A 12,584-nucleotide genomic window follows, 5' to 3' on the forward strand; every position below is an offset into this window, starting at 1 on the left:
TCAGCAATCTTTTTTTGCTGCGGTCAGCGCTGCAAACCTCGCCGCGCCAACCTCCCGGTCGACCCCGCAACCCTTGCCGCGTCTGCCTTTGCAGCGCCGCGTTGTGTTGCGAGGGGGCGAATATTAAGGGACGCCGAGGGGGCTTGGCAAGGGGTTCCAGGAAATAATTCGAATCGACCACAAACATGCCTCTGGCTGCTCTTTTATGGCGCAACGGCTTCCTCCTATATAGACGTCACAGAAACGTGCAGATGTTTGTCATGCACGACCCGTTGATTCATGATCTGGTCTTCAGCCTCGCGCAGCCGCGCAGGCAGTCCGGACCGCGGGACCTCCTCCATGACCATCCGAATCGTAAGACTGGGAACACCACGCGCAGCTGACGAAGGCCTGCGTATCGGTACAGTGCGGCGGCCGCCACGCGGCGTGCCGAAGTCCGAGTTTGCCAGCCGTGATTATTACGATGTCTGGTACCCCGACCTATCCCCTACCCCGGAACTGGTTGCGCAGGCGCAGGCCGCAACGGACGACAAGGCATGGCGAGCATTCGTCCGCCATTTCCGCAAGGAAATGGGCGAGCCGGAGCCAAGCCGCACGCTCGACCTGCTGGCTGCGCTGTCGCACCAGACCAATTTCTCACTTGGTTGCTATTGCGAAGATGAGGCGCACTGCCACAGATCGGTGCTGCGCGAACTGCTGGCCGAGCGCGGCGCAAAAATCGCCTGATCCGCCCTGCCTGGCGGGTGATTTTCCCGCTTTGACCTTTTCGTTTGCGCAATCCGATGGCCCTGAACGTTGTCTGGCTCGGCTTTTTCCTGGTTTCCTTTGTCGCCGCATGCATCCGCCTCGCCAGCGGCGACCTGGCTGTCTTCCCGGCCATGCTGTCGAGCCTGTTCGACAGTGCGCGCACGGCCTTCGAGATTGCACTCGGGCTCGCCGGCGTCATGAGCCTGTGGCTGGGCATCATGCGCATCGGCGAACGGGCCGGTGTTGTCGACGCCTTTGCACGGCTGGTGAATCCATTGCTGCGGCATTTCTTTCCCGGCGTGCCGCAGGGGCATCCGGCGCAAGGCGCCATGATGATGAACGTGTCGGCTAACCTGCTGGGCCTGGATAACGCGGCGACGCCTCTGGGGTTGAATGCGATGCGCGAGCTGCAGACGCTAAACCGTCGTCCGGACGTGGCCACCGATGCGCAAATCATGTTCATCGTGCTGAATACGGCCGGACTGACTTTGATTCCGACATCGGTCATCGCGATCCGACAGGCAATTGCCGTCAAGCAGGGACTGGTGGGCTTCAATGCGGCAGATATTTTTCTGCCGACACTGCTGGCCACCGGTGGCTCGTGCCTTGCAGGCCTGCTGGCTGTCGCCTGGGTACAGCGGCTCAATCTGCTGCGGCCCGCCGTACTGGCCGCCTTCGGCATGGTTGCCGCGGCGCTCGCCGGGATGTTTGCCTGGTTGAAGCATGCGCCGCCCGAGCAGGTCGGCAGCGTGACGGCTTTGGCCGGAGCGGGCTTTATCCTGTCGCTGATCACGTTGTTCCTGATCTGCGGCGCCCTGCGGCGGGTCAACGTCTATGAGGCCTTTATCGATGGCGCCAAGGAAGGTTTCGGGGTGGCGGTGCAAATCATTCCGTATCTTGTCGCCATCCTGGTCGCAATCGGTCTATTCCGGGCGACCGGCTGCATGGATGTGCTGATGGGCTGGCTGACGCTCGGCTTTGCACACATCGGCATCAATACTGATTTTGTCCCGGCCTTGCCGGTGGGCCTGATGAAGATCCTGTCAGGCGCCGGTGCGCGCGGCTTGATGGTCGATGTGATGACGACCTATGGCGTCGACTCGTTCCAGGGTCGCCTTGCGGCAATCATCCAGGGGTCGACCGAAACCACCTTCTATGTCCTGGCGGTCTACTTCGGCAGCATCAATGTGCGAAATACCCGCCATGCGCTTGGCTGCGCGCTGGTGGCAGATGTTGCCGGCATTTTTTGTGCAGTAAGCGCCGCTTATTTGTTTCGTTAGTAGCGTAGATTCCATCTTTGTCGTATGTACACAACATCATTGTGCGCATCATCAGACATTGACACAACTGCGCTTGGTGCGACGCAACAAAACATGTATAGTGAAGTCTGTCTCCTCCACCACCTCGGTGGATTCCAACCCACGCACAACCTGCGTGGGTTTTTTTTTGCCCTGATGCCGGCCTGTGCGACAACCGCTGCACCTCAAAGCCCCGGCAACGCTCACATGTTGGGAAACGGCGCAACAGTGGAACTTGGTGACGCCCAACAGGGCATCGCATGGGAGCGCGGCTCCGCACCCGCCCCTGTTGCTGCGCAACATCCACGCTGCAGAGTGGCAACCAAGGTCACTCCAAAATAGCATCGGCAGCCGGCGCGCTGAAGACCTCTCCGGATCCTTTACGGAAAGCCGCAATGGCCTAGAATGATTGAATACGTCCGTCGCCAGCACGAGGTACGCCATGCCTGAGATCACGTTCCCTCGCAGCGTCCCGACCTACTGCGCAGCCAGCCTCACGCTGTCCTGCCCCGCTACGGTCAATGGCAGTCCGACTCAGTATTCCGTCACCGCGGAAGCCCTTGAGGCCCACTTCGGTGCGCGCTCGCCGCGCGAGGAAGACCTGGTTGCCGCCTTCACCAGTAATCGCCAGCGTATCGAAAGCCTCGCCGAAAGCCTGTTCGAGCTCACCCAGGCACGCGAGATCGTGCTGCGCAGCGGCCATTTCCGCTTCGCCGGATGATCCCCTGCCGCAATCGACCACTGCATCGAGGTTGAGACGCCGGGCCAGACCGGCGTCTTCGCATGCTCAGTCGGCCTTGGCTTCTCCGCGCACCAGCAGCACCGGCATGGTCGACTGCCGGATCACCGCTTCCGCCACGCTGCCCAATACCAGCCGACGCACACCGCGCCGCCCGTGCGTGCCGATTACCAGCAGGTCGGCCCCCCACTGGCGTGCGGCGTCGTTGATCGACGCACCGATATCGCCGGGCACCGCCGCCTCGCTGACCAGCCGGGTTTCATGCGGCACGCCGGCCGCGGACAGTTGCTGCGCGGCGTCCTGCAGCGCACGCTTGCCGCTTTCTTCAAAGGCCTTCTGGAGCTGGCTCGGATCGTAGTAGCCGACATCGAACATCAGCGTACCCGTGTCGACGACATAAAGCGCCAGTACCGTGGCACCGCCCGGCGCCGCCACGCGGATGGCTTCGGCCAGTGCCAGTACGGAGGTGCTGCTGCCATCCACCGCCACCACGATCTTGCTGTATGCCGCGCTTGCCATATGCGTTACCTCCGTAGACAAAGGGGAATCAGGGGTCGGACCGCAGGAGGCCGTTCCGGCTTCGATACTACCCGTGCAAAAGTCGTCACGTAGCCGCCCCGCCCTGGCGACAGTCAACAAACCCCGTCTTAAATTGACCGACCGGTCGGCTTATATATAATAGGGCCAGCCGTCGCGCCACGGTTCCCACCGGCCGCGGCCCCCGCCAGAGGAGGCGCTATGTACACCCAAAGCCTGGACGTTCCCGGCCACGCTGACTCCGCCCAAATCGCCGCCCCTCAGGACGATGAAGTCCGCCAGGCCGCTTTCGACGCGCGCATGTCCGCCGACGGCAAGATCGAGCCGCAGGACTGGATGCCGGCTGCCTACCGCAAGACACTGGTGCGGCAGATTTCCCAGCACGCGCACTCCGAGATCGTCGGCATGCTGCCCGAGGGCAACTGGATCAGCCGCGCGCCCTCACTCAAGCGCAAGGCGATCCTGCTGGCCAAGGTGCAGGACGAAGGCGGCCATGGCCTGTACCTGTACTCTGCGGCCGAAACGCTTGATGCCTCCCGCGACGACCTTGTGGACGCGCTGCACAGCGGCAAGGCCAAGTATTCCTCGATCTTTAACTACCCGACGCTGACCTGGGCCGACGTGGGCGTGATCGGCTGGCTGGTGGACGGCGCGGCGATCATGAACCAGATCCCGCTGTGCCGCTGCTCTTATGGCCCGTATGCGCGCGCCATGATCCGCATCTGCAAGGAAGAGTCGTTCCACCAACGCCAGGGGTTCGACGCACTGCTGGCGATGATGCGCGGCACCGACGCCCAGCGCGCGATGGTGCAGGACGCGGTTGACCGCTGGTGGTTCCCGGTGCTGATGATGTTCGGCCCGCCCGACGCGGCCTCGACCAACAGTGCGCAGACCATGGCCTGGGGCATCAAGCGCATCTCGAATGACGACCTGCGCCAGAAGTTCGTCGATGCCACGGTGGAACAGGCGCGGGTGCTGGGCGTGACCCTGCCCGACCCGGGACTGCAATGGAACGCCGAGCGCGCCCACTATGACTACAGCCCGCTGGACTGGGACGAGTTCTGGCGCGTGATCAACGGCGACGGCCCCTGCAACAGGGAGCGCCTGGCCACGCGCGTCAAGGCGCACGAGGACGGCGTCTGGGTCCGCGAAGCCGCACTGGCCCACGCCGCCAAGCAGGCCGAGCGCGAAGCGGGCGAGCGCCGCGCGGCTGCCTGATCGCTGCCTGAACACAAACCGCAGCCAGCACGCAAGGACTGAGGAGACAACGATGAATCGCAAGGAATGGCCGCTGTGGGAGGTGTTCGTGCGCAGCAAGCAAGGACTGGAGCACAAGCATTGCGGAAGCCTGCACGCCGCCGACGCGCAGCAGGCGCTGCACATGGCGCGCGATGTCTACACGAGGCGTCAGGAAGGCGTGTCGATCTGGGTGGTGCCGTCCGCCGCCATCACGGCGAGCGTGCCGGACGAAAAGCCGGAGCTGTTTGACCCCATGGCCGACAAGATCTACCGGCATCCGACGTTCTACCAGTTGCCCGACGAAGTCAACCACATGTAAGGGCCACGCATGATGACCGCGTCCCCGCAACCCGCCTCCCTGGATCACCTGCCGCCGGCCCGCACCGCCGCGCTGCGCTATGTGCTGCGCCTGGCCGACAACGCGCTGGTGCTCGGCCAGCGCAATGCGGAATGGTGCGGCCACGGCCCGGTGCTGGAGGAAGACATTGCGCTGGCCAACATCAGCCTCGACCTGATCGGCCAGGCGCGCCTGCTGTACGGGCGCGCCGGCGAACTGGAAGGCGAGCTGACCGGCCTGCCACGCCATGAAGACGACTATGCCTACTGGCGCGCCGAGCGCGAATTCCGCAACTGGACACTGGTGGAACTGCCTCACCGCGGCCCGCTGGCCGGCACCGCCTCCGCGGCACGCGACTACGCTGTGACCATCATGCGCAATTTCCTGTACAGCGCGCTGATGGTTGAACTGTGGGAGGCGCTGCAGTCCGGCAGCGATGACCAACTCGCCGCCATCGCCGCCAAGTCGGTCAAGGAGGCGCGCTACCACCTGCACCATGCCGCCGGCTGGGTGGTGCGCCTTGGCGACGGGACCGAAGCGTCGCACGCCCGCATGCAGCGAGCCTTGGACCACCTGCTGCCCTATATGAATGAGTGCTTTGCCGAAGACCCAGTGGAAACTGAAGCCGCGGCGCAGGGCATCGGCGTCGCCACCGCCTCGCTGCGAGCTGCCTGGGACGCGACCGTCGCCGAGACCCTGCAAGCTGCCACGCTGACTCTGCCGCCCGCGAGCAGCTTTGTCTCGACCGGCAAGCTCGGCGTGCATTCCGAGCACATGAGCTACCTGCTGGGCGAGATGCAAGGCCTGGCGCGGGCCCATCCGGGCGCGCAATGGTAAGTACCCGCTTCGGCGCAAAGGACTGACCGGCATGAACGTCACCTCCCCGCCCCGTCCAGCGAACGCCGCCGCCGATGCGCGCGTCGCGCAGGCATGGACCGCACTGGAAGCGATCCCCGATCCGGAGATCCCGGTGGTGTCGATACGCGAACTCGGTATCCTGCGCGGGATCGTCGTCGATGCCGACGGCATGCTGGAAGTGACCATCACGCCAACCTACTCCGGCTGCCCGGCAATGTCGCAGATCGCCGAGGACATCGGCCATGCGCTCGACGCCGCCGGCCTGGCGCCGTGGCGCCTGCGCACCGTGCTGGCGCCAGCGTGGACCACCGACTGGATCACCCCCGCCGCGCGTGAGCGCTTGCGCGAATTCGGCATCGCGCCGCCCGGCCAGTGCGGCACGCCGGCGGCGGCCCAATCGTTGCGCTTCGTCCCGCGTGCCGCGCGGGCAGGCGCGCCGGACCGAGTCGCCTGCCCGCGTTGCGGCAGCGTGCACACGCAGGAAATCTCGCGCTTCGCCTCGACGGCGTGCAAGGCGCTGTACCGCTGCCTGGACTGCCGCGAGCCGTTCGACTATTTCAAACCCTACTGAGCCCCGCCGGGCCGGAGCCAGGCTGCCATGACCCCACAGTTCCACCCGCTGCGCGTGGCGCAGGTGCGCCCCGAGACTGCCGACACCATCTCGATCGCGTTCGAGGTGCCGGAAACGCTGCGCGACGCCTACCGCTTCACCCAGGGCCAGTTCCTGACGCTGAAGGCGCCGGTCGACGGCAAGGACTTGCGGCGCTCGTATTCGATCTGCTCGGCGGTGCAGGACTACGACGCACAGGGCGAACTGCGCGTGGCGGTGAAGCTGGTAGAGGACGGGCTGTTTTCGTCCCACCTCCACGACACCATCGCCCCCGGCCAGGTGATCGACGTAATGACGCCAGACGGCCGCTTTCACGTGCCGCTGGATCCGGCCGCGGCGCGCCACTATGTCGCCTTTGCCGCGGGCAGCGGCATCACCCCGGTGCTGTCGCTGATCCGCACCACGCTGCAAGCCGAGCCCCGCAGCCGCTTCACGCTGGTCTACGGCAACCGCAATGTCGACAGCATCATCTTTTCCGAGACGTTGGAAGACCTGAAGAACCAGTACCTGTCGCGCTTCACGCTGTACCACGTGCTGTCGCGCCAGCCGCAGGAGGTCGACCTGCTGCACGGCCGGCTTGACCACGACCGCGTCACCGCCTTCCTCCAGACCCTGATCCCGGTGGACGACATCGATGCGGCCTTCGTCTGCGGACCGGCGTCGATGATCGACGAAGTCGAGGCGGCACTGCGCGACGCTGGCATGGATCCGCACCGCATCCACGCCGAGCGCTTCGGCGTGCCGCTCGCCCAGGCCAGGCCCAAGCTGCCACACACGCACGCCGACCAGGCGGGCACCGCCGAGCTGGTGGTGGTGCTCGACGGCAAGCAGCACAGCATGCGCCTGCCGCTGGAAGACGCCAACGTGCTCGATACCGCGCTGGCCGCCGGGCTCGATCTGCCGTACGCCTGCAAGGGCGGCGTCTGTTGCACCTGCCGCGCCAAGGTGCTGGAAGGCCAGGTCGAGATGGAGAAGAACTACACCCTCGAACCGTGGGAGATGGAAAAGGGCTTCGTGCTCACCTGCCAGGCGCGCGCGCTGACGCCGCGGGTAGTGGTCAGCTACGACGAGCGCTGATCGAGGTACGCGGCGCAGGGATGGCCAGCGCCGCGTACGCGTGCCGACATTCGCCGCCTTTGACCAGGCCGGGCCGTGATTACAATGGCGGCAGGCCGGCAGCGGCCTGGCGCGATGCTTGCTGGGGCGGTAAACGGCGGTGGCGCATGGCCTTGCACGGCAGCGCCTGCCGACTGTCATGCTGGCGCCGCGCGGTGCCAGCGAACCGTCCCACCCATATACAATCACGGCCATGCAATATATCCACGTCGTCAACGGTGATGTAGCAGGCACGACCCTGCGCCAGGCGCTGGCGCAGGCCGCGCGGCCGGACCCTGTCGTGGTGCTGCGCGACGACCTGGCCGTGGGGCCGCTGGCCGACATCGACAGCACCGGGCTGATTCGTTCCGGCTTCTGGCAGCGGGTCGCCCCGCACACCGACATCGATTTCGCCGCCGAGATGCGCCAGGCGCTGGACCAGCTCCAGGGGCTGCGCCAGGACGACATGGAAGTCGCCATCTGGCACGGCCAGAGCGCGGCCGACCAATTGATGCTGCGCCGCGTCGTGTTCCACCTGTACCAGGCGCCACAACGGATCAATGAAGTCGCAATGGACCTGCGCGAGCTGGAAATGCCCGCGCAAGGCAACCTGGCCGCCATCGGCATGTATTCGCCGGCGCGGCTGGCGCGGCGTTTCTCCACCATCGCGCCGGTTTCGGTGCTGCGGCTGGGACGGCTCGGCTACGAGTGGCAGCAGAACGTCAAGGAAAATGCCGACGTCCGCCTGTGGAAGGGCAACACGCTGGTTCCCGCCGCCTACCACACCATCGACGACATCATCATGGATCGCGCGCCGGCCGAATGGACTCCCGCATCGCAGGTGGTGGGCAGCGTGATGGGCGCGATCGAAGGCCTGCTGGCCAGCGACTGGTTCGTGTTCTGGCGCTGCCGCGAGCTGATCGCCTCCGGCCAGATGGTGCTGCGCGGCAACTCCGATTCGCTCGAGACGTGCGAGCTGCGCCGCCACGCCGGCGGTGGCGAGTAACCCCGATACACATGGCCCGTACCAAGGCACCCGATTTCGAGGCGCAGCGCGAACAGATCCTGGACCTGGCCGCAGCCGCCTTCGCCAACAGCAGCTACCCCAGCACTTCGATGGCCGACCTGGCCGCCGCCTGCGGCACCTCCAAGGCGCGCCTCTACCACTATTACGAGAGCAAGGAAGCGATCCTGTTCGACCTGCTGGACCGCTACACGCGGCGGCTGATGCTGCTGGTCACCGAGGTGGAAGCCGACGCCGAGCGCCATGCGCGCACCGACAAGGAGGCGTTCGCCAACCTGATCCGCGCCTTCCTGGCCGAGTACGAAACCTCGCAGACACGCCATATCGCGCTGATCAACGACGTCAAGTTCCTCGCCGAAGGCCAGCGCGACGTGATCCTGGGCCGCGAGCGTGACGTGGTCGCGGCTTTTTCGCGCCTGCTGCGCCGGGCTTACCCGGAGCGCGTCACGCGCGATAACCAGACCGCGCTCACCATGACCGTGTTCGGCATGATCAACTGGACCTTCACCTGGCTCAAGCCGGGCGGCCGGCTGTCGTACGCCGACTTTGCCGAAACGGTGCTCGACCTTCTCGAAGGCGGACTGCCGGGCCGCGCTGCCGCAATCCGCTGAGGAAGGCTGGCCCGCCACGACCTGCGCGGGCCATCGTCAGGACCATCCTGCCTCTTCGCGCTGCCGGCGCTGCTCGCGGTCCTGCCTGAACATTTCCTCCAGCTCGTCGCGGGCCTGGCGCGCCAGCGAGACCAGCTTCTTCTGGTCGGTGTAGTGTGGATAGAAGCGGTCGATCGCCTGGATGTTATGCCGGCGGAAGCGCAGCGCCACATTGCGTGCCTCGGCCGGGTCAAAGCCCAGCCCTTCCAGAACGCGCCGCCCCATCGTCAGCGACCCCTCGAACATCTCGCGCTCGAACAATTGCACGCCGCGGTCCTTGAGCTGGTAGATGTGCGACACATGGCGCGCCCGCGCATAGATCCGCAGTTCCGGATAGCGCTCGCGCACGCGGTCGATCAGCTGCAGGCTCTCGTCCATGCCGTCGATCGCCACCACCAGGATGCGCGCGCGGGCGATACCGGCGGCTTCCAGCAGGTCTAGCCGCGTGGCATCGCCATAGAAGATCTTGAAGCCGTACTGGCGCAGGAACTCGATCTGGTCCGGATCGTGGTCCAGCACCGTGACGCCGATGCCCTGGCTGTACAGCAGCCGCCCGATGATCTGTCCGAAGCGGCCGAAGCCGGCGATCAGCACCGGGTTGTCCTGCGGCGTGATGGCCTCGTCCGGACGCGCCCTGGCGCGGCCCAGCCGCGGCGCCACAAGCTGGTCATAGGCCAGCAACAGCAACGGCGTAGCCACCATCGACAGCGCCACCACCAGCACCAGCAAGGCCTCGGTCTCACGCGGCAGCAAGCCCGCGCCGCCGGCGACACCGAACACCACGAAGGCGAACTCGCCGCCCTGCGAGATCAGCAGCGCAAACAGCAGCCGCTGGCCGCGCGCTATCCCGAACCTGCGTGCCAGCAGCACCAGCACCCCGGTCTTGGCCACAACGAAGGCGGCTACCAGGCCGAGCACCAGCCACGGCGAGCGTGCCAGCACGGCAAAGTCGATCGACATGCCGACCGCCATGAAGAACAGTCCCAGCAGCAGCCCCTTGAACGGCTCCAGGTCGGCCTCCAGCGCATGGCGGTATTCCGAATCGGCCAGCAGCACGCCGGCCAGGAAAGTCCCCAGCGCCATCGACAGCCCGACCGCGTCCATCATCAGCGCGATACCCACCACCAGCAGCAGCGCAAACGCGGTGAACATCTCGCGCATGTCGGTGCGCGCGATAAAGCGCAGCGCTGGCCGCACCAGGTAGCGGCCGCCGACCACCACCGCGCCAATCACCGCTACCGCCTTCACACCAGCCACCCAGCCGGCGGCACCTGCACCTGCTCCTTCGGCGCCCTCGAGGGCGAGCAGCGGCAACAGCGCGATCATCGGGATAGCGGCAATGTCCTGGAACAGCAGGATGCCGAAGCTGGCCGCGCCTGCCGGCGTGCCGAACAGGTTGCGCTCGGTCAGTGTCGCCAGCGCGATCGCGGTGGACGACAGCGCCAGGCCAAGGCCCGCGACCAGCGCCACCTGCCACGACGCACCCGCCAGCGCGGCCGCCCCGCCAATCACCAGCGCGCAGGCGGCAAGCTGGGCGCCACCGTAGCCAAAGATGCTCCGCCGCAAGGCCCACAGCTTGCGCGGCTCCAGTTCCAGGCCGATGACGAACATCATCAGCACCACGCCGAACTCGGAGAAATGCAGGATCGACTCGACGTCGGAGACCAGGCGCAGCGCAAACGGACCGATCGCCGCCCCCGCCAGCAGGTAGCCCAGCACGGCGCCCAGGCCGCTGCGCCGCGCCAGCGGCACCGCCACCACCGCCGCAACCAGGAACACCAGCAGCGCAATCAGGAAGCCATGCTGGTTCATGCGCGCACCTCCGCGGGCATGGCGTCGGCGCCCAGGCGCCCGCAGACGTGCGCGATATGGTCGGCCAGCGCCTGCGCATCGGCATTGTCAGCGTCATGCAGCACCACCGGCGGCAGCCAGGTCATGCCGCACAGGAGCGCGGTCTGCTCCAGCGGCAACAGGAATTCGCCGATCGGATGGCCATGGTTGCCATCAGGGCCATAGGCATCGGCGCTGCCGCCGGTACTGACCACCGCCAGCATCGACTTGCCGCGCAGCGCCGTGCCGCCAGGGCCATAGGCCCACCCGTGCTCGAGCACCTCGTCCAGCCATAGCTTGAGCAGCGCGGGCACGCTGTACCAGCGCACCGGAAACTGCAACACGACGGTATCCGCGACCGCCAGCACGCGCTGCTCGGCGACGACATCGATGTCGTAATCCACATAGAAACCGTAAAGATCGCGTACCTGAACCTGCGGCAACGAGGCCAGGGCATCGGCCAGCGGCCGGTTGACGCGCGATCGGCTGGGCGTGGGATGCGCGTAGATCACTGCAATGGGAGACTCGGTCATCGAAGACGGGGCGGCTTGGCCAAGGGAGCGGGATCATGGCGCGGGCATGGCTTGCTTGCGGCGTTGCAGCATATCCACAGTTGATCCCGCGCAACAATTCATCACATTTTTTTAGATCATTGATTTTATTGCATTTTTCGAAGCGATGCGGCGGGGCGGCCGGCTGCTGCGGCGCAGGAAGCTTACGCCAGACTGACAATTCCACTACAATACTTTTCACGCTGCATCAAGATAGTGTTTCCCCGAATCACGCACCGGGCCAGGGAAAAAGTGCCTGGCGAAACACCACCGCAGTGCCTATTTTTATCTCTTACCGCACCAGGAAGGAATTAACGTGAACCCGCTCGAACTGAGCAAGGCTGTCGGCGCACTGACCGACGAAGATCTGCGCAAGGCAGCTGCAGCGACGCAGGCCGCCCACCGTGCCACCGTTCTGGTGCGCGAGCTGGCCGCCCATCATCGCTCGCGCCTGCTGAAGCATTTCCTCGCCCTGGGCGAGGACGATCGCCTGCTCCGTTTCGGCCAGTCGGTGGGCGACCACGTGATCGAAGCCTACGTGGACAGCATCGATTTCGACCACGACACCGTATTCGGCGTCTACGACGACAAGCTCGAACTGATCGGCGTGGGCCACTTCGCCAACCTGCGCGACAACGCCCAGGGCCGCGTGGCGGAGTTCGGCGTGTCGGTGTCGCGCAGCGCCCGCGGCCGCGGTATCGGCAGCGCGCTGTTCGAGCGTGCGGCCATGCATGGCCGCAACACCAGCGTGCGCACGCTGTACATGCACTGCCTGTCGCGCAACGCCGCGATGATGCACATCGCCAAGAAGGCCGGCATGAAGGTCCAGTACGCTTACGGCGAGGCCGACGCCTACCTGGAACTGCCGCCGGCGGACACCGTCAGCCGCCTGACCGAGGCGCTGGACGAGCAGATGGCCGACCTGGACTATGCGGTGCGCCGCAACCTGCGCGACGCACGCCGCTTCGGCCTGCGCTTCTGGCGTTCGATGGTGCCGCAAAAGCACACCGCCTGAGCGGGCTGCTCCCGCTTCGCCGCTACGGCCACCACGGCGCATCGCAACGATGCG

General features: G+C 65.8%; 14 protein-coding genes. 11 read left to right on the top strand and 3 right to left on the bottom strand.

All coding sequences use genetic code 11. The features are described from left to right. Window positions 1-339: 339 nt before the first annotated feature. The 3 genes from J8I82_RS23810 to J8I82_RS23820 all read left to right on the top strand — a co-directional run bounded on the left by J8I82_RS23810 (window position 340) and on the right by J8I82_RS23820 (window position 2,766). Entirely contained in the window at window positions 340-726 is a 387-nt protein-coding gene (locus J8I82_RS23810; RefSeq protein ID WP_209761328.1) for a DUF488 domain-containing protein, read from the top strand. A gap of 56 nt (window positions 727-782) precedes the next feature. Then, window positions 783-2,027 (top strand): nucleoside recognition domain-containing protein, encoded by a 1,245-nt coding sequence (locus J8I82_RS23815; protein WP_209761329.1) that lies wholly within the window; start codon window positions 783-785, stop codon window positions 2,025-2,027. A gap of 460 nt (window positions 2,028-2,487) precedes the next feature. Further along, a complete protein-coding gene (locus J8I82_RS23820; protein ID WP_029046679.1) occupies window positions 2,488-2,766 on the top strand; it encodes a DUF1488 family protein in 279 nt (92 codons plus the stop codon). A 66-nt stretch (window positions 2,767-2,832) separates the two neighbouring features. Here the strand turns inward: J8I82_RS23820 and J8I82_RS23825 are convergent, their stop codons facing one another. Next, complete coding sequence (locus J8I82_RS23825; protein ID WP_209761330.1) at window positions 2,833-3,303, bottom strand: universal stress protein; 471 nt, start codon at window positions 3,301-3,303, stop codon at window positions 2,833-2,835. 219 nt (window positions 3,304-3,522) lie between these two features. Here J8I82_RS23825 and paaA point away from each other — a divergent pair, with 219 nt between their 5' ends. From paaA to J8I82_RS23860, 7 genes are all read left to right on the top strand, one after another. Further along, window positions 3,523-4,539 (top strand): 1,2-phenylacetyl-CoA epoxidase subunit PaaA, encoded by a 1,017-nt coding sequence (paaA, locus tag J8I82_RS23830; protein ID WP_209761331.1) that lies wholly within the window; start codon window positions 3,523-3,525, stop codon window positions 4,537-4,539. A 52-nt stretch (window positions 4,540-4,591) separates the two neighbouring features. Then, window positions 4,592-4,879: a 1,2-phenylacetyl-CoA epoxidase subunit PaaB gene (paaB, locus tag J8I82_RS23835; protein WP_209761332.1), complete on the top strand. Its 288-nt coding sequence runs from the start codon at window positions 4,592-4,594 to the stop codon at window positions 4,877-4,879. Window positions 4,880-4,891: 12 nt separating this feature from the next. Next, the gene (gene paaC, locus J8I82_RS23840; protein WP_209761449.1) at window positions 4,892-5,734 is read left to right on the top strand and encodes a 1,2-phenylacetyl-CoA epoxidase subunit PaaC; all 843 of its coding nucleotides are present in this window, start codon (window positions 4,892-4,894) and stop codon (window positions 5,732-5,734) included. A 31-nt stretch (window positions 5,735-5,765) separates the two neighbouring features. Continuing rightward, a complete protein-coding gene (gene paaD / locus J8I82_RS23845; protein ID WP_209761333.1) occupies window positions 5,766-6,326 on the top strand; it encodes a 1,2-phenylacetyl-CoA epoxidase subunit PaaD in 561 nt (186 codons plus the stop codon). Window positions 6,327-6,353: 27 nt separating this feature from the next. Further along, window positions 6,354-7,442, top strand: a complete 1,089-nt coding sequence (paaE, locus tag J8I82_RS23850) for a 1,2-phenylacetyl-CoA epoxidase subunit PaaE (RefSeq protein ID WP_209761334.1) — start codon at window positions 6,354-6,356, stop codon at window positions 7,440-7,442. A gap of 232 nt (window positions 7,443-7,674) precedes the next feature. Further along, on the top strand, window positions 7,675-8,466 hold the full coding sequence (locus J8I82_RS23855) for a DUF1835 domain-containing protein (protein ID WP_209761335.1): 792 nt from the start codon (window positions 7,675-7,677) through the stop codon (window positions 8,464-8,466). Window positions 8,467-8,477: 11 nt separating this feature from the next. After that, the gene (locus J8I82_RS23860; RefSeq protein WP_063240960.1) at window positions 8,478-9,095 is read left to right on the top strand and encodes a TetR/AcrR family transcriptional regulator; all 618 of its coding nucleotides are present in this window, start codon (window positions 8,478-8,480) and stop codon (window positions 9,093-9,095) included. 36 nt (window positions 9,096-9,131) lie between these two features. Here J8I82_RS23860 and kefC read toward each other — a convergent pair whose 3' ends face one another. Both kefC and kefF read right to left on the bottom strand, forming a co-directional pair. Continuing rightward, window positions 9,132-10,946, bottom strand: coding sequence for a glutathione-regulated potassium-efflux system protein KefC (kefC, locus tag J8I82_RS23865; protein WP_209761336.1), 1,815 nt, complete (start codon window positions 10,944-10,946; stop codon window positions 9,132-9,134). Then, window positions 10,943-11,497, bottom strand: a complete 555-nt coding sequence (kefF, locus tag J8I82_RS23870; protein WP_209761337.1) for a glutathione-regulated potassium-efflux system oxidoreductase KefF — start codon at window positions 11,495-11,497, stop codon at window positions 10,943-10,945. Before kefF ends, kefC begins: the two co-directional genes overlap by 4 nt. A 334-nt stretch (window positions 11,498-11,831) precedes the next feature. Here kefF and J8I82_RS23875 point away from each other — a divergent pair, with 334 nt between their 5' ends. After that, a complete protein-coding gene (locus tag J8I82_RS23875; RefSeq protein ID WP_133097733.1) occupies window positions 11,832-12,530 on the top strand; it encodes a GNAT family N-acetyltransferase in 699 nt (232 codons plus the stop codon). The last annotated feature ends 54 nt before the right edge of the window (window positions 12,531-12,584 follow it).

Source organism: Cupriavidus consociatus (assembly GCF_017814975.1).
GTDB lineage: Bacteria > Pseudomonadota > Gammaproteobacteria > Burkholderiales > Burkholderiaceae > Cupriavidus > Cupriavidus consociatus.

Bases quoted from the DNA above. Each gene is read 5' to 3' on its own strand.
- paaA (WP_209761331.1), top strand. From the start codon at position 3,523: ATGTACACCCAAAGCCTGGACGTTCCCGGCCACGCTGACTCCGCCCAA.
- paaE (WP_209761334.1), top strand. From the start codon at position 6,354: ATGACCCCACAGTTCCACCCGCTGCGCGTGGCGCAGGTGCGCCCCGAG.
- J8I82_RS23815 (WP_209761329.1), top strand. From the start codon at position 783: ATGGCCCTGAACGTTGTCTGGCTCGGCTTTTTCCTGGTTTCCTTTGTC.
- paaB (WP_209761332.1), top strand. From the start codon at position 4,592: ATGAATCGCAAGGAATGGCCGCTGTGGGAGGTGTTCGTGCGCAGCAAG.
- J8I82_RS23810 (WP_209761328.1), top strand. From the start codon at position 340: ATGACCATCCGAATCGTAAGACTGGGAACACCACGCGCAGCTGACGAA.
- kefC (WP_209761336.1), bottom strand. From the start codon at position 10,946: ATGAACCAGCATGGCTTCCTGATTGCGCTGCTGGTGTTCCTGGTTGCG.
- J8I82_RS23820 (WP_029046679.1), top strand. From the start codon at position 2,488: ATGCCTGAGATCACGTTCCCTCGCAGCGTCCCGACCTACTGCGCAGCC.
- J8I82_RS23860 (WP_063240960.1), top strand. From the start codon at position 8,478: ATGGCCCGTACCAAGGCACCCGATTTCGAGGCGCAGCGCGAACAGATC.
- J8I82_RS23825 (WP_209761330.1), bottom strand. From the start codon at position 3,303: ATGGCAAGCGCGGCATACAGCAAGATCGTGGTGGCGGTGGATGGCAGC.
- paaC (WP_209761449.1), top strand. From the start codon at position 4,892: ATGACCGCGTCCCCGCAACCCGCCTCCCTGGATCACCTGCCGCCGGCC.
- paaD (WP_209761333.1), top strand. From the start codon at position 5,766: ATGAACGTCACCTCCCCGCCCCGTCCAGCGAACGCCGCCGCCGATGCG.
- kefF (WP_209761337.1), bottom strand. From the start codon at position 11,497: ATGACCGAGTCTCCCATTGCAGTGATCTACGCGCATCCCACGCCCAGC.
- J8I82_RS23855 (WP_209761335.1), top strand. From the start codon at position 7,675: ATGCAATATATCCACGTCGTCAACGGTGATGTAGCAGGCACGACCCTG.